Consider the following 15,904-nt stretch of genomic DNA (forward strand, 5'->3'; position numbering starts at 1 on the left):
TGTTGCCTCTGGCTGGGCCGACGCATCAGCCCCGGTAGCGGAACGCGCCGCTTCCCGTCGCGACAAGGTGGCCGGTCTCGTCCGCGATGCGGGCTTCGGCAAAGAAGGTGCGCTTGCCGCCGCCAATGCGCCAGCCCTGCGCGATCAGGATGCCGCCTTCGGGCCGTGACAGGAAATTCACGTTGAGCGTCAACGTCATCGCATGAATGTCGTGGTCTGGGTCGGGGCTGAAACACCCGGCAAAGCCCATGGCCGAATCCAGCAGCGTGGCGTGCAGCCCGCCGTGCGGCAACGCGCTGCGGTTTCCATGCTCGGCACGCAGCTCCAGCCGCAGACGACAGTAATCGGGGCGCCATTCTCCGATTTCGAAGCCCAGCAGCTTTTGAAAGGCATAGGGCGCGGGCGGCGTCCGGCCCGCCGCCCGCCGTGAGGCATCGTGCCGGAGGAAATCCTCCGCGCTCAAGATCCACCGTCCGGGGGCAGCACATGGTCGCGGAACTGCTCGCGCAGCGTCAGCTTGGACACCTTGCCGGTCGCGGTCAGCGGCAGCGTGTCGACAAAGACCACATCATCGGGAAGCTGCCAGCGGGCGACCTGCGCCGAAAGCGCCTTCAGCAGGTCGGCGGCCTGCGGTCGGCGGCCCTCGGCAGGCACCACGATCAGCAGCGGGCGTTCATCCCACTTGGGATGCGGCACGGCGATCACGGCGCAGCTGGCGACATCGGGGTGGGCGATCACGATGTTCTCAAGCTCGAGCGAACTGATCCATTCGCCGCCCGACTTGATCAGATCCTTGGCGCGGTCGGTGATTGTCAGAAAACCCTGCGGGTCGATCCGCGCCACATCGCCCGTGGCGAACCAGCCGTCGGCGTCAAAGGCATCCCGGCTCGCGTCGGGGTTGTTGTAATAGGCGGAAATGACCGCCGGCCCGCGCACATGCAATTCGCCGCTGGCCCGGCCGTCATGGGGCAGGGGGTGACCCGCCTCATCCGTGATTTTCAGCTCCACCCCGAAAATGCGCCGACCCTGGCGGGACTTCATCTCGATCCGTTCTTCCTCGGGCTGGTCGTTCAGAGCGCCGTCGAGACCGCCCTGGGTGCCGATCGGGCTCATCTCGGTCATGCCCCAGGCGTGGCAGACCTCCACACCCATGCCCTCGAACCCCGCGATCATCGAGCGCGTCGCGGCGGAGCCGCCGACCACCAGATGTCCGAACCCCTGCGGCGGGCGCCCGCGCTTGCCGATTTCCGCCTGCAACCCCTGCCAGACGGTCGGAACGCCCCAGGCGGAGAACACTCTCTCACGCTCCAGCAGATCATAGACCGACGCCCCGTCCAGCGCCGGGCCGGGGAACACGATCGCCGTGCCGGTCAACGGCGCGGAATAGGGCAGCCCCCAGGCGTTGACATGGAACAGCGGCACCACCGGCAGCACGCTGGAGGCCGGATTCAGGCAGCGCTGAAACGACACACCCGTCATCAGGGCGTGCAGCACGCTGGATCTGTGCGTGTAGAGCGCCCCCTTGGGCCTGCCCGTCGTCCCCGAGGTATAGCACAGCCCGGAGGCCGTGTTTTCCGGCAGCTCCGGCCAGTCATAGCTGTCCGGCGCGTCGTGCAGCAGATCCTCGTAACACAGCAGATCCAGCTCGGAATCGGGCATATGGGCGCGATCGGTCATTGCCACCACGCGCAGCCCCGCGGGCAGGCGGTCGCGCAGCGCCTCGATCATCGGCACGAAGGTCAGGTCGGTGAACAGAAGGCTGTCTTCGGCGTGGTTGATGATGAAGCTCATCTGATCCGCCGAAAGCCGGGGATTGATGGTGTGGCAGACCGCGCCCATGCCCGAAACCGCATAGTAAAGCTCGAGGTGGCGGTAGCCGTTCCAGGCCAGCGTCGCCACCCGGTCGCCGGTGACGATGCCCAGGCCGCGCAGCGCATGCGCCAGCCGGGACACGCGCGTCATGGTGGCGGCGTAATCGGTCCGGTGGATCGGCCCCTCCACCGTGGCCGACACGATCGGCCTTTCACCATGCGTATCGGCGGCGAACTTCAGCAGATCTATGATCTGCAACGGCCGATCCATCATCAATCCCAGCATGTGGCGTTCCTCCCTGTGGCGGCCCCATGTTTGTCGCACATGGGGGTGGGCACAATGGTTAATTCATGCAGCGTGCACGGGGCGCCCCTCGCAGCACCTAGGCGTAAGGGTAGGGCAGGGTGCCCATTTGGCTGCGCCCGCTCACCCTTTGCGGGCACGACGGTCGGCGCGCGATATGCGACAGTGAGTTCAGGGACAGGTAAGCAGCCGATCATCTCCTCCATCGGCCAACAAAAAGAAACCTGACGACGCCGACTGGACCCGCTTTGCCCCGACTGGGCAAGGCGGGTCGTTTTCCTGCGGTATCGCCCCGATCTGCACGATCAGAACGCGCCGCCCGGGGGCGCGCCATGGAGGCCGCCGACGGAGCATCCGGCAAGCAAGCCGCCTCGACGAAGCGCGCGGCAAAGGGGCCTGGGCACATGGCCGCGCGCGGGCCGGAAATTTATGCGCCGCGCCGCGCGCAGGTGGGCGGCGTCCCGTGCGATGCCCCCGCGCGGCGCCTTTCGGCGACCGCGCGCAGCGAACTGTCGGGCACAGTCGTCGGCGGGCTCTCAGAAAAGCCCGGCCTCCTTCGCGATCATCGCGGCATGGGTGCGGTTCTTGGCGTCGAGCTTGCGGCACAGCGTCTTGACGTGGAGCTTGATCGTCACTTCCTGCAAGTTCAGATCGCGCGCGATTTCCTTGTTGGCCTGACCCCGGCAAAGCCCGCCGAGTACCTGCAATTCCCGCGGGGAAAGCCCTTTCGCCAATTCGTTCAGAGGCTCCTGCGGCTCCTCCTGGGTCATGAAGGCGACGGGAATGAAGGTCTCGCCCGCGGCCATGAAGCGGATCGCGTTGATCAGCGAGCGCGCGGCCATCGTCTTGGGCAGAAAGCCGATCGCCCCGGCGTCCATCGCCTCCTGCGCGACGGCCTTGCTGGCAGTGCCCGACATCAGCGCGACGGGTTTGCCGCCGTTCAGCGCCAGCGCGCGTTTGAGTCCTTCCAGCCCTTTCATGCCTGGCATGGTGTAATCAAGCATCACCAGATCATAGGGGCCTTCGCTTTCTATCCTGGTGCAGGCTTGATCCAGATTTTCCACGGTGTCGAGCGTCAGGTCGGACTCGCGTTCCAGAAATGCGGCCAGCGTGTCGCGTACCAGTTCGTGATCGTCTGCAATCAGCAGCTGCATTATCCTAATCCTGTTTTATCGTGATCAATTCAGAAATTGCTTTTAAAAGTTGGCGCATGTTCACGGGCTTTGCAATTACCGCGTGCACCTTGTCGCGGCTGACGCGCGGGTCGGAAAGGCGGCGCGCCAGGGCGGTGACGACGATGACGGGCAAATGCGGTGCAACTTGGCGCGCAGATTCGGCCAGTGCGCCGCCATTCATGCCGGGCATGTCGTAATCGGTGACCATCACCGTCCAGGCGTGCGGGTCCTCGGTGATCGATTCAAGCGCGATCTCCGGCGCGGCGCAGACCGACACTTCGGCGCCGTGACGCTCCAGATAGGAGCCGATGACCTCCGCCACGGCGGGTTCGTCATCGACGAGCAACACGGTCGTGCCGGTCAGATCGACCGGGGACGGGGTCTCAAGGGCGGCGGCGGAAGAGGGCGAGAGCGCCTCGGTCCGGGTCAGCGGGTAGCACACCGTGAACACGCTGCCCGCGCCCGGCGTGCTGTCGAGCAGCAGCGCTCCGCCCGCCGTCTCCACCATCGAGGCGACCATCGCCAGGCCCATGCCGGTGCCACGGTCGCCCTTGGTCGAGTAATAGGCATCGAAGATCCGCGGGATCTGGGCGCGCGAAATGCCGACGCCGGTATCGGCCACGGTGATCGTGCCGTAATGCGCCGTGGGGGTGATCGTTCCCAGCAGCGGCATCGCCAGATCGGACCCTGGCACGCAGGACAGCGACAGCGCGATCGCCCCGGCGCCCTCGGGCAGGGCATCCTGCGCGTTCAGAACGAGGTTCAGCACGATCTGCACCACATCGGTGGCGCTGGCGCGGATCACCGCGGGTCTCGGGCCACAGTCCAGCGTCAACCGCGCCGAGGCGCCGATGCTGCTGTTGAGTAGATCCTTGGCCTCGCGCAGCGCGTCGCGCAGGTCGATCTCTCCGGCATCGCGCGGACTTGCGCCCAGATCGAGCAGGCGGTTGACCAGCCGCGCCGCGCGATTGCCCGCGGTGCCGATGCGGCGGGCGTAATCGCGCAGCGGCGGGGTGGTGTCGCCGTCCGTCGCGATCAGATCGGCCGAAATGTTGATGGCCGACAGCAGGTTGTTGAAATCATGCGCAACCCCGGCGGCCAGTTGCGAAATCGTTTCCTGCCTGCGCGAGAGTTCCAGCTGTACCTGCAATTCGGCCTGACGTTCCTCGTAGTGGATGCGGTCGGTCACGTCGCGCGCGACGATGACGGTGCCGACCCGCTGCACCACGCTCAGCGAATATTCGTGATGGCGCAGCTCTCCGCCGGGGGTGCGCAGTTGCAGCAGCGTCTTGGCGGTGCCCCGGTTCAGCAGCGCGGGCCGGATGTCGCGCAGATAGGCGTCGCGCTCCTCCGGCAGATAGAATTGCGGCCAGCGGCGCCCGAAAAGCAGCGTCTCGTCGCTTTCGCCGAGCATCGAGACGAAGTTCGGGTTCACATAGAACAGGCGATCGGCATCGTCGGCGATGGCGATGCCGTCCTGCGCCGCGTCGATGGCGGCCGCGCGTTGGCGCAGCATCCGTTCCGCGGTCTTCATCGGCGTGATGTTCGTCGCCAGCAGCACCAGCCCGCCGTCGCTGGCGCTGCGCGCGCGGACCAGCACGCTGCGCCCGTCGGGCAGGCGCAGTTCCGTTCCGCTTTCGGCGCGGGCCAGCGTGTCGAGGTCCGGGGTGCGCATGGCTTCGGGCAGGGTGGAGGTATGCGGCGCATAGCCGGTGATGAAGGCGGCCCAGCTGTCGTCGAAGGTGGTGCCGATGCGCCAGTCGGCCGATGGTGCGGGAAAGAGGTTGCGCACGGCCGGATTGGCAAAAAGGATGTGCTTGCGATCATCGAGCAGCAGAAAGGCATCCTGCGTGTTGGCCAGTGCCTCGCTCATCCGTTTGCGGGTGCGATCGCGCTCATCCTGGGCGTCGACCTTTTCGGTCGCGTCGACCTGGGTGGCGACCAGATTGCGCACGCGGCCCTGCGCGTCCTTGACCGGAAACAGCGTCAATGCGTTCCAGAACAGGCTGCCGTCCTTGCGCCTGTTCCGCAGCAGGAACCGTCCGCCCTTGCCGTCGGCCACGGCGCGGCGCAGCTTGCGGCGTTCGGGCGCGTCCTCGGGTTCCGCGCTCAGAAACCGGCAGTTTCTGCCCAGCACCTCGGACGCACGGTATCCCGAAAGCTTTTCGAAGGCCGGGTTGACGTAGATCAGCGGCTCGCCCGCGCGGGTGCAATCGGAAATCGCGAACCCCGAGGAGGAGCCCGAGATCACCGCCGCAAGCAGGCGGTTCTGCTCGTTGAGGTCGAGCGCCTCGACCGTCTGGGCGGTCAGGGCCGCCAACCGGCGCAGCGCTGCCATCTCATCGGCGCTGAAGCGCGCGCGGTCGCGGTGCAGCGCCAATACGGCAGCGGCGTTGGCGCCGGAGGCCCCGATCGGCACCACCAGCAGGCTGCGAAAGCCGCGCAACCGGCAAGGCAGCTTTTCGGCCCAGCCACCCGCCGCGTGCAGATCGACGATGTTGCGCGCCTTTTCGAGCAGGGGCGCGGGCAGCGCCGGCGCCTCATCCGCCAGCCCCGGCGTATCGCCATGCGACAGCGTGAACCCGTGCTCGCCGCGCGAGGCGATGCACAGCGCGTCGGCGCTGGTGGCGTTGCGCGCGGTTTCCAGCAGCCGCCGGTAGGCCGAATCGACGTCGCCCGCCGCGGGGATGAGTTCCAGCCCATGCAGCAGCGCGCGCGTCTCGCGCAGCGCCTTGGCCTCGCGGCGGCGAAGCAGCTGCACTTCCAGCAATGCTTCGCGAAGCTGCTCTTCGTGGGTCATCGGGCGATCATTGGCCGGTCATTTCGAAAACAGGACGCATGATATCATGAGATTCCCGTGCCGGTTGCCAACCCCCATGATATTTCCCTGCTCGCCGAAGGTGAAAATCCCCAGAAACGGAACCTGGGGCAGGGCGACGGCGATGCCGCTCACCACGCTGTCCATCCTGTCTTGCGTCGCCAGCATGCATCCACCGCAATAGACCATGAGCGCGCCCGCGATGTCCTGCGGGCGCAGGTCGGCCGCGGTGCGCGCCAGATCGGCCACGCGGCCCGCGCGGCTGGCAAGCCCGTCCAGATCGCCCTGCATCTGCACCAGCACCTCGCCCTCATGCACATCGGCGAAAAGCTCGATCGCGCCATCCGGGTGCACCGTGCTGGGGTGGGCCAGCAGGTAGGTGTCGCTGCGGTCGTCGGCGGCCACGGGACGGCCCAGCGGACGCAGGGTGCTGGCCGCCAATATGTTGGATTGCGCGGACGCCCCGTCGTTCAGGATGCCGACGCCGGACCATTCGTCATAGACCTGCGCCGCCGGTCGGTCGTCGATGCGCACCAGCCGCCGCCCCTCGACCTGCGTGGCCACGCCGCGCGGCCCCGCCGGGGCGTAGCCGTTCTGGTAGGCCAGCGAGATCGTACCGGACGGAAACAGCACCGACACGAGCACCCCCTCCGTGGCGCACTGCGCGGCATCGAAGATCTGCCATCCCCCCGCGACGGTATTGTCCGCGGCACTGCCGCCCACCACCGGCACGCCGGGGCCGACGACGCTTTCGATCCCGGCGAGGACCTGCTCCTCCTGCCCGGGGGTGGGGGAGAGCCAGATCAGATCGGGCGCCTCGCCCACCCGGCCCGCCGCGACAAGGGCGCGGTTGAGCGCGCTGGCGGCCGCCTGTGCGGCCGGACAGTCCGCCGAGATGGCGCAAAGCGCGGTGCCGTAATCGCCCAGCGGGTCGTCGATGCAGAAGGCCCCGGCGCTGACGGCCGCTTCCGTCAGCGCGCCGCGCCCGCTCATCACGCCCCGGCAGGAGCTGGCGCCGTGCAGCGCGCCGGGCGATGTCGCGCGCGGGGGGGCTTCGGCCGGTGCGCCTGCGGTCGGTGTATCCCCGGGCGCCGATCCCCCGTGGGGGGCCTCACGCGGCGCGGCGTGCTGCGAATCGTCCCCCCCATCGTCGCACGCCCGATCGTCCGCCTGGTCGCCATCCCGCATCAAACCCTCGCGCAGCACATCCGCGACATAGTCGCTGTTGAAATGCAGCGCCACGAAATCGGGCCATCGCGCGGGGGTGCCGTCACGCGCGGCCGCTGTCAGGATGGCGCGCCTGAGCGCCGCCGCCGCATCTGCGGCGGTATCGGCCGTGGTGTCATGGACGTGGATTTTCATGTCTCTGATGGCTGTCCTTGCTGTTACGCCTCCATCTTAGCACCTCTGCCTGCCGCCGCCCCCGCGCATCGGGCCAGCGGCCTAGACTAAAGTATAGGCCTTCAGCCCTGCGGCTCGATCCCGTCGGGTTCAGGCTCAGCCACCTGTTGCGCCTCCTGGCGGGGGCTCATGCTGCATTTCCCGCGCCAGCAGCTCATAGGCAGCGGCCCAGGCGCGGGCATCCTGCGCGGAGAAAACCGGGCCGAGGATTTCGCCGAAGGCGGCCAGCAGGGCCTGCCCGGCGGGGCCGTATTGCGCGGGCGTCACATGCAGGTCGCGATGCAGCGCCCCCAGTTTGCGGACCTCGGCGTTCAACGGGTCGGGCTGGTCCAGGTGATCGACGATGAAGGCCAGCGTCAGGCTGAGCTTGTCGATCTGCTGCTCCATCCCGGGCTTGAAAAGGGCGCGGGTCTCGGGGGCGAGGCGAAAGAGCTCCGCGTAGAAGACGCGTGCGAATGTCTGGCGGTCGGAGGCCACCAGCGCCCAGCTGCGCCGGATGCGCGTGATCTGTTCTTCGTTCAACGCCCTGAGCCCTTTCCGACCGCCGCCGCCTTGAGATGGCTAAGGATGCGCGAGGATGACGGTACCCCGCAAGCCCGCAGTTGTCGCGCGGGCTATTCGCGGCTGCGCAGCACCGCGGCCGGCCTGCGCGACAGCGGGCGCCAGGCAAAGGCGGCCCCCGCCAGCAGCGTCGCCAGCACCCCCAGCGTGACGATCAGCAGCGCCGGCCCCCAGGCGATCTGGAAGCTTGCGTTCATCACGAAACGCATCACCCCCCAGGCCGCCAGCGTGCCCGCCAACAGCGCGACCGCCCCCGCCGCCGCACCCAGCAGCGCCGAGCGCAGCGCGAAGCTGCCCAGCACCAGCGCACGCCCCGCGCCCAGCGTCTTGAGCACCGCCGCCTCATAGATGCGCGCCTGTTCCCCGGCGGCAGCGGCGCCGATCAGCACCACGAAACCGGTCAGAAGCGTCACCCCCGCGCCGATGGAAATCGCCGCCGCCAGCCCGCGCAGCATCTGCGCCACCTTTTCGATGGCGTCGGCCACGCGGATCGCGGTGATATTGGGAAATTGCCGCGCCAGATCGCGCAGGATCGCCACCTCGGACTGCGGCGAGGCATAGACCGTCGCGATGCTGGTATAGGGCGCGCCCGCCAGCGCGCCGGGGTTCAGCACCATCACGAAGCCGATACCGGCGGTGGAAAAATCGACGCTGCGAAAGCTGGTGACTTCGGCCTCGATGTCGCGGCCAAGGACGTTCAGCGTCAGCATGTCGCCCAGCTTCAGGCCGATTTCCCGGGCCTCGTCCTGCGCAAAGCTGACCTGCGGGGGGCCGTCATAGCCCTCGGGCCACCACTTGCCGGCGGTGATCGTGGTGTTTTCGGGCGGGCGCGCGCTGAAGGTCAGGCCACGGTCGCCGCGCACCACCCAGTGATTGCCCGCGACCTTTTGCGCATCGACGCCGTTGATGCGCGCGATGACCCCGCGCAGCATCGGCGCGGTCTGGATGCGGCTGACGCCGGGGTCGCCCTGCAGCCGCGCCATGAAGCCCGGCAGCTGGTCGTCGCCGATGTCGACGAAGAAATAAGAGGGCGCGATCTTGGGCAGTTCGCGGTCGATGGCGTTGCGCAGGTTGGCGTCGATCTGACCGACGGTGGCCAGCACCGCCAGCCCCAGCCCCAGCGACAGGATCACCGAGGCCGCCTGTTCGCGCGGCCCGCCGATCGCGCCCATCGCCATGCGCAGCGACGGGCGGCCGCGCAGCATCCGGCTGCGCGCCAGCCGTCGCGCCAACAGCCGCAGCCCCAGCGCGACCAGCGCCAGAACCGCCAGCGCCACAAGAATGCCGCCCGCGGTATAAAGCGCCAGCCTGGGCAGCCCCGACAGAACCGCCGCCGCGCCCACCAGCGCCGCCAGCAATACCCCCGTGGCCAGCACGAACCGCATGCGGGGCAGGCGGCGCCCGCCGGTCGACCCGTCGCGGAACAACGCCGCCGCCTGCACGTCCTCTGTGCGGGCCAGCGGCCAGAGCGTGAACAGCATCGCCGCCAGCACCCCATAAAGCGCGGCCTCGCCCAGCGCGGACCAGCGCCAGGTGATATCGGCGGGGATGGGCAGACGTGCCTCGATCAGCGGGCCGGCCAGCACCGGCAAGAGCGCTCCCAGCACCAGCCCCGCCAGGATCCCCAGCGCGCTGACCGCCGAGATCTGCGCCAGATACACCCGCCAGATCGTGCCGCTGCCCGCCCCGAGCGAGCGCAGCGTGGCGATCGTGGTGATCTTGCCGCCCAGATAGGCGCGCACCGCCGCCGACACGCCGATCCCGCCGACGGCCAGACCGGCCAGGCCGATCAGCACCAGAAACGCGCCGATCCGGTCGACGAACCGCTTGATCCCCGGCGCGCCGTTGCGCGCATCGTGCCAGCGCAGGCCGCTGTCGGAAAAGCGCGCCTCGGCGCGGGTCTTCACCGCCTCCAGATCGGTGCCGGGGGGCAGGGCCAGCCGGTAAGCGCTGTCGAACAGCGATCCCGGTTCCAGCAGGCCGGAGCCGCGCAGATCGGCGGTGCGCACCAGCGTGCGCGGGCCCAGCGAAAAGCCACCCGTCGCGTTGTCGGGTTCCCGCGTCAGCAGGGCGGAGAGGACGAAATCGCGCTCGCCCAGGCGAAAGCCGTCGCCGGTCTTCAACCCCAGCCGGTCCGCAAGGACACGGTCCATCACCGCGCCGGGGCGGGTGCCATCGCCGCTCAGCGCGCGCTCCAGCGGCATCGCGGGCGACAGGCCGACCGACCCGACCAGCGGATAGGCGTCGTCGACGCCCTTGATCTGGGTCAGCGCCCTGTCCTGTTGTCCATTCCGATCCACCACCGCCATCGAACGGAAGTCGACCACTTCCGAGACGCGGGTGGCCACATCCGCCATCCACGCCTTTTCGGCCTCGCTGGCAAAGCGATAGGTGAACTCCATCTCGGCGTCGCCGCCGAGCAGCGCGGCGCCTTCCACAGCCAGCCCGGCGCGGATGCTGTCGCGCACCGTCCCGACAGAGGCGATCGCCCCCACGCCGAGCGCCAGACAGATCAGCAGGATGCGAAACGCCCCCATCCCCGCCCGCAGTTCCCTTCGCGCGATCCGAAGCGAGACGGGAAGCCTCACGAAGCGGCCCCCGCACGGCCGTCGCGCGCGGCCCCCTCTGGCGTGTGCGCGGCCCCCTCTGGCGTGTCAGGAACGGGGGGCGAAAGCGTTTCCGCGCGTTGCGCCTCCTGTGCCTCGGCGGCTTCGCCTTCGATCCGGCCGTCGCGCAGGCGCAGGATGCGGTCGCAGCGCGCGGCCAGTTCGCGCGCGTGGGTCACCAGGATCAGTGTCGCGCCATCGCGGTCGCGCAGGCGGAACAGCAGGTCCATGATGGTCTGCCCGGTGGTGCTGTCGAGGTTGCCCGTCGGCTCGTCGGCCAAAAGGATGCGCGGGCGCGGCGCGGCGGCGCGCGCCAGGGCCACGCGCTGCTGCTCGCCGCCCGACATCTGGGCAGGGTAGTGGTGCATCCGGCCCTCCAGCCCGACGGCGCGCAATTCGGCCTCCGCCCGGTCGAAGGCATCGCGCGCCCCGGCCAGTTCCAGCGGGGTCGCCACGTTTTCCAGCGCCGTCATCGTCGGAATAAGGTGGAAGGCTTGAAAAACGATGCCCATATGATCCCGACGGAACCGGGCCAGCGCATCCTCGTTCATCGACGTCAGATCGTGGCTTTTCGCCGTGATCCTGCCGGCGGTGGCGCGCTCCAGCCCGCCCATCAGCATCAGGAGTGACGATTTGCCCGATCCCGAAGGCCCGATGAGCCCCAGCGTTTCCCCCTCAGCCACATCCATCGTGATGTCGCGCAGGATGTCCACCGGCCCCGCGTTGCCGTCCAGCGTCAGTGCCACGCCGGACAGGCGAAGGATCGGGTCTGGCATGGGCGGGCTCCTGTCGGTGGTGTTTCGTTGTGGATATGGGGCCTGCGCGGCGCTGCGCAAGGCCGCGGCGGTCGGGCTGCTGGTGCTGCTGGCGGCGCTTTCCCCCTTGGCCGCGACGGCGCAGACCGTCACCATCGCCGCGCTGGGCGACAGTCTGACGCAGGGCTACGGCCTGCCCGCGCAGGACGGGTTCGTGCCGCAGCTTCAGCGCTGGCTGGATGCCAAGGGCGCCGACATCAAGCTGGTGAACGCGGGCGTGTCGGGCGACACCACGCGCGGCGGGCTGCGCAGGCTGGACTGGACCCTGACGCCCGATGTGGGCGGGATGATCGTGACGCTGGGCGGCAACGATCTGCTGCGCGGCATCGATCCTGCCTTCGCCAAGCAGAACCTGTCCAAGATCCTGGCGGAATCGCAAAAGCGCGGGGTCGAGGTGTTGCTGGTCGGTCTGGTCGCGTCGAAGAATTTCGGCCGCGATTACAAGGCCGCCTTCGACGCGATGTACCCGGCGCTGGCCGAACAATACGGCGTGCTCTACCAGCGTGATTTCCTGGGCCCCATCACCGCAAAGACGGACACGGCCGGATTGCTGGCGAAATATCTGCAGGGCGATCGTCTGCATCCCAACGCGCAGGGCGTGGCGCTGATCGTCGATGCCCTCGGCCCGCGCGTGATGGAATTGGCCGAGGCCGTTAGAAAGGCGCCCGCGACGCAGTGACCTGAGCCGGGGGGAAATCGGTCCGCCCGTCCTTAGCTTACGCGAACGGGTCGTCGGGATAGATCACCGCCGTGAGAAACAAGCCCTGCGGCGGGGCCACGGGGCCGCAGGCCGTGCGATCGGCGGCCTGCAGGGCGTGCGCTACATCCTCGGGCTGCCATGCGCCCGCGCCTACACGCTCCAGCGTGCCGACGAAGCTGCGCACTTGATTGTGCAGGAAGCTGCGGGCATGGACATCGAAGCGGACCGCATGGCCGTGATCGGCAGGTTCCTCGGTGATGTCCAGCAGATCCAGCGTCTTGCGCGGCGAGGCCGATTGACAGGTGGATGATCGGAAGGTGGTGAAATCATGCGTGCCCAGCAGATGCCGGGCCGCGTGCCGCATCGGCTCCAGCGCCAGAGCGTGCGGCACCTGCCAGACCTGACCGCGCCGGTGCACGACCGGCGCGCGGCGCGACAGGAGGTGATAGCGGTACTGCCGTTCCAGCGCGCTGAACCGCGCGTGGAAATCCTGATCTACGGCGGCGGCGGCGACGATGGCCACGGGCGCGGGCTTGAGGTGAAAGTTCACCGCCCCCGCCAGACGCTCGGCCGGCCAGTCGCGCGCCAGATCGACATGCGCGACCTGTCCCAGCGCATGCACCCCCGCATCGGTGCGCCCGGCACCCTGCACCAGCGGACCCGACGGGTCGATCCTGCGCAGCGCGGCTTCCAGCGCGCCCTGCACGGTGGGCAGGCCCTTCTGGCGTTGCCAGCCGGAAAAGGGGCCGCCGTCATATTCTATCTTGAGCGCGTATCTCGGCATGTCAGCCTGCTACCGCGCGGCCCGTCCGAAGGCAATCGAAACGCATTTGTCCGCAGACCCTACACAGCGCCGCGCCACTGCCCTATCTTCTGCCTCAAGGCCAAGGGGACAGCACATTGATTTTGACGGACATTGCCGAAACGGTCAGCCGCGGCGTCGGGGACATGGGCGCCAGCGTGACGGGCGTGTTCCAGGCGCCTGCGATCCGGCTGGGCGTGACGGGGCTGTCGCGGGCGGGCAAGACGGTGTTCATCACCTCGCTGGTGGCCAATCTGATCGACCGGGGCCGCATGCCGCAGCTGCGCGCCGCCGCCACCGGCGCGATCAAGGCGGCCTATCTGCAACCACAGCCCGACGACACCGTGCCCCGGTTCGATTTCGAACGCCACCTGGCCGCGATGACCGGCACCGAACCGCGCTGGCCCGATTCCACCCGCGCCGTGAGCGAGCTGCGCCTGTCGCTGCGGGTTCAGCCCGGCGGGCTGCTGGGGTCCTTCTCGGGGCCGCGCACGGTGCATCTGGATATCGTCGATTATCCGGGCGAATGGCTGCTGGATCTCGCCCTGCTGGATCAGAGTTACGACAGCTGGTCGCAGGCCGCGCTGGCCGCGATGCGCACCCGCCCGCAGGGGCAGCAGGCCGCCGCGCTGATCGCCGCCGCCGACCCGGCCGAGCCGCTGTCGGAAACACGCGCCCAGGCGCTTGCCGAAAGCTTTACCCACTATCTGCGCGAGGCGCGCGAGGCGGGGTTTTCCGACTGCTCGCCGGGGCGCTTCCTGCTGCCCGGCGAAATGGAGGGCAGCCCCGCGCTGACCTTCGCGCCGCTGCCGCCCGTCGATCGCGCGCCGCGCGGATCGTTGCGGCGCGAAATGGAACGACGGTTCGAGGCCTATAAAAGCCAGATCGTCAAACCCTTCTTCCGCGATCACTTTTCCCGCATCGACCGGCAGGTGGTGCTGGTCGATGCGCTGGGCGCGATCCACAGCGGGCCACAGGCGGTGGCCGACCTGCGCGGCGCGATGGCCGGGATCCTCGGGGCGTTCCGGCCAGGGCGCAACAGCTGGCTCAGCTCGATCCTGGGGCGGCGCATCGAAAAGATCCTCTTTGCCGCGACCAAGGCCGACCACCTGCACCACAGCCAGCACGCGCGGCTGACCGCCATCATGGAGGCGCTGGTCAAGGACGCGCGCAGCCGCGCCGATTTCGCGGGCGCACAGACGGCGGCCATGTCGATCGCCGCGCTGCGGGCCACGGTGGAGGAAACGATGACGCATCAGGGCCGCAGCCTGGATTGCGTGCGCGGCACATTGCTCGACAGCGGGCGCCGCGCGGCCTTTCACCCCGGCGATCTGCCCGACGATCCCGCGCGCCTGCTGGCCCCCGCAAGCGAAGGCCGCACCGAATGGCTGGACGAGGATTATGAAATCATGCGTTTCGCGCCTGCGCCGCTGACCCTGCGCCCCGGCGAAGGGCCGCCGCACATCCGGCTGGACCGGGCCGCGGAATTCCTGCTCGGAGACAAGCTGACATGACCGACCCGAAAGACGGCGCTCCGCGGCGCGGCCCTGTCCTGATCGACCTCGACGGGGAGGCGACGCAGCCCCAGCGCGCGCCGCGCACGTCTCCCGGCGGCGAGCAGGAGACACCCGGCGGCGCGGGTCCGGGGGCAGAGCCCTTGAACCCCGCCACGGCACCTGCCGTGCCCGACAGCGCCGACGGGCCATACGGGCCCACGGCGTTCCAGCATGCGGCGACGCTGGCGGCGCGACCCCGCTCGGCGCTGGGCAGGTTCTTCTGGGCGGCATTTTCGGCGCTGCTGGGCTTTGTGCTGTCGATCGCGGCCTGGCGGTTCGCGGCCGATCTGATGGCGCGCGCGCCGCTGCTGGGCTGGATCGCCACCGGCCTGATCGGCGCGCTGCTGCTGGCGCTGCTGGGGCTGGCCGGTCGCGAGCTGATCGCCCTGTCGCGGCTGCGGCGCATCGACAGCACGCGCATCGCCGCCGAACACGCGCTGGCGACCGGCGTGCTGAGCGATGCGCGCGCGGCGACCGCGCAGGTCACATCGCTTTACGCCGCCCGCGATGACCTGCGCTGGGGCCGCGACCGCTTCGCCACCCGCCGCGAAGATGTCTTCGACGCCGAAGGGCTGCTGCATCTGGCCGAGGCCGAGTTGCTGGCGCCGCTCGACAAGGCCGCCCTGCGCGAGGTCGAAGGCGCGGCGCGGCAGGTGGCGACGGTCACCGCGGTGGTGCCGCTGGCGCTGGCCGATGTGGCCACCGCTCTGACGGCCAACCTGCGCATGATCCGCCGCATCGCCGAGATCTATGGCGGCCGCTCGGGCACGCTGGGATCCTGGCGGCTGACCAAGGCGGTGATGGCGCATCTGGTGGCGACGGGCGCGGTGGCGGTGGGCGACGATCTGATCGGATCTGTCGCGGGGGGCAACATCCTGTCGAAACTGTCGCGCCGCTTCGGCGAGGGGATCGTGAACGGCGCCCTGACCGCGCGCGTCGGCGTCGCCGCGATGGAGGTCTGCCGCCCGCTGCCGTTCCACGGCACGCCGCGGCCTTCGGTGGTGCGGGTGATCCAGCGCGCGCTGACCGGCCTTTTCGGGCGCGACTGACGCCTTCGGCGAGAGTATTTGGACCAAGAAGAAACACGGGTGTTCTTCGCGCGGGCGCTTCGGTCGTGGGCTGGTTTCTTCTTGGCGCGCAATACTCCCGCCGGAGGCGCGGGCGAAGCCCGCAGCGGCATGCTTTGCGCCCGTCTTTACGCCTGTCTTTACGCCGCCTTTACGCCCGCGCGCGACCGGCCTATAAGCCGCATCATGTCATACTGTGCCGCATGCATTCTGCGAATTAGCGGCCCGGCGCTCTGATCTGTTCGAGCCGCCGGGACAAGGCGCCTGCCTGCCGCGCCGTTCATCGCC

General features: G+C 69.0%; 11 protein-coding genes and 1 pseudogene. 3 read left to right on the forward strand and 9 right to left on the reverse strand.

The window, feature by feature from the left end; all coding sequences use genetic code 11:
• Nucleotides 1-25: 25 nt before the first annotated feature.
• The 8 genes and pseudogenes from ACU0BR_RS08665 to ACU0BR_RS08700 all read right to left on the reverse strand — a co-directional run.
• Nucleotides 26-463 (reverse strand): PaaI family thioesterase, encoded by a 438-nt coding sequence (locus ACU0BR_RS08665; RefSeq protein ID WP_446156441.1) that lies wholly within the window; start codon nucleotides 461-463, stop codon nucleotides 26-28.
• Nucleotides 460-2,097 carry a long-chain-fatty-acid--CoA ligase gene (locus ACU0BR_RS08670; protein ID WP_446156442.1) on the reverse strand — a complete coding sequence of 546 codons (1,638 nt, stop codon included), beginning with the start codon at nucleotides 2,095-2,097 and terminating at the stop codon, nucleotides 460-462. Before ACU0BR_RS08670 ends, ACU0BR_RS08665 begins: the two co-directional genes overlap by 4 nt.
• Before the next feature lie 554 nt (nucleotides 2,098-2,651).
• A complete protein-coding gene (locus ACU0BR_RS08675) occupies nucleotides 2,652-3,269 on the reverse strand; it encodes a response regulator transcription factor (RefSeq protein ID WP_446156443.1) in 618 nt (205 codons plus the stop codon).
• A gap of 4 nt (nucleotides 3,270-3,273) precedes the next feature.
• The gene (locus tag ACU0BR_RS08680; protein WP_446156444.1) at nucleotides 3,274-6,090 is read right to left on the reverse strand and encodes a hybrid sensor histidine kinase/response regulator; all 2,817 of its coding nucleotides are present in this window, start codon (nucleotides 6,088-6,090) and stop codon (nucleotides 3,274-3,276) included.
• A gap of 18 nt (nucleotides 6,091-6,108) precedes the next feature.
• Nucleotides 6,109-7,470, reverse strand: coding sequence for an FIST signal transduction protein (locus tag ACU0BR_RS08685; protein ID WP_446156445.1), 1,362 nt, complete (start codon nucleotides 7,468-7,470; stop codon nucleotides 6,109-6,111).
• Between the two features lie 135 nt (nucleotides 7,471-7,605).
• Nucleotides 7,606-8,031, reverse strand: coding sequence for a globin domain-containing protein (locus tag ACU0BR_RS08690; RefSeq protein ID WP_446156446.1), 426 nt, complete (start codon nucleotides 8,029-8,031; stop codon nucleotides 7,606-7,608).
• Between the two features lie 92 nt (nucleotides 8,032-8,123).
• Nucleotides 8,124-10,658 carry an ABC transporter permease gene (locus ACU0BR_RS08695; RefSeq protein ID WP_446156447.1) on the reverse strand — a complete coding sequence of 845 codons (2,535 nt, stop codon included), beginning with the start codon at nucleotides 10,656-10,658 and terminating at the stop codon, nucleotides 8,124-8,126.
• A gap of 110 nt (nucleotides 10,659-10,768) precedes the next feature.
• Nucleotides 10,769-11,452, reverse strand: a pseudogene (locus ACU0BR_RS08700) (ABC transporter ATP-binding protein); the annotation flags it as partial.
• On the opposite strand from ACU0BR_RS08700, the gene ACU0BR_RS08705 reads away from it, so the two are divergent.
• Nucleotides 11,451-12,170: an arylesterase gene (locus ACU0BR_RS08705; RefSeq protein ID WP_446156448.1), complete on the forward strand. Its 720-nt coding sequence runs from the start codon at nucleotides 11,451-11,453 to the stop codon at nucleotides 12,168-12,170. The pseudogene ACU0BR_RS08700 and the gene ACU0BR_RS08705 overlap by 2 nt on opposite strands.
• Before the next feature lie 37 nt (nucleotides 12,171-12,207).
• On the opposite strand, the gene truA is transcribed toward ACU0BR_RS08705, so the two are convergent.
• The gene (truA, locus tag ACU0BR_RS08710) at nucleotides 12,208-12,975 is read right to left on the reverse strand and encodes a tRNA pseudouridine(38-40) synthase TruA (protein WP_446156449.1); all 768 of its coding nucleotides are present in this window, start codon (nucleotides 12,973-12,975) and stop codon (nucleotides 12,208-12,210) included.
• A gap of 116 nt (nucleotides 12,976-13,091) precedes the next feature.
• On the opposite strand from truA, the gene ACU0BR_RS08715 reads away from it, so the two are divergent.
• Together ACU0BR_RS08715 and ACU0BR_RS08720 are read left to right on the forward strand one after the other, a co-directional pair.
• Nucleotides 13,092-14,507, forward strand: a complete 1,416-nt coding sequence (locus tag ACU0BR_RS08715; RefSeq protein WP_446156450.1) for a YcjX family protein — start codon at nucleotides 13,092-13,094, stop codon at nucleotides 14,505-14,507.
• On the forward strand, nucleotides 14,504-15,598 hold the full coding sequence (locus ACU0BR_RS08720; protein WP_446156451.1) for a YcjF family protein: 1,095 nt from the start codon (nucleotides 14,504-14,506) through the stop codon (nucleotides 15,596-15,598). Before ACU0BR_RS08715 ends, ACU0BR_RS08720 begins: the two co-directional genes overlap by 4 nt.
• Nucleotides 15,599-15,904: the final 306 nt, after the last annotated feature.

It is taken from the genome of Brevirhabdus sp., from assembly GCF_052826345.1.

Coding starts and splice junctions, on each gene's coding strand:
- ACU0BR_RS08675 (WP_446156443.1), bottom strand. CDS start 3,269: ATGCAGCTGCTGATTGCAGACGATCACGAACTGGTACGCGACACGCTG.
- ACU0BR_RS08670 (WP_446156442.1), bottom strand. CDS start 2,097: ATGCTGGGATTGATGATGGATCGGCCGTTGCAGATCATAGATCTGCTG.
- ACU0BR_RS08685 (WP_446156445.1), bottom strand. CDS start 7,470: ATGAAAATCCACGTCCATGACACCACGGCCGATACCGCCGCAGATGCG.
- truA (WP_446156449.1), bottom strand. CDS start 12,975: ATGCCGAGATACGCGCTCAAGATAGAATATGACGGCGGCCCCTTTTCC.
- ACU0BR_RS08720 (WP_446156451.1), top strand. CDS start 14,504: ATGACCGACCCGAAAGACGGCGCTCCGCGGCGCGGCCCTGTCCTGATC.
- ACU0BR_RS08680 (WP_446156444.1), bottom strand. CDS start 6,090: ATGACCCACGAAGAGCAGCTTCGCGAAGCATTGCTGGAAGTGCAGCTG.
- ACU0BR_RS08705 (WP_446156448.1), top strand. CDS start 11,451: ATGGGCGGGCTCCTGTCGGTGGTGTTTCGTTGTGGATATGGGGCCTGC.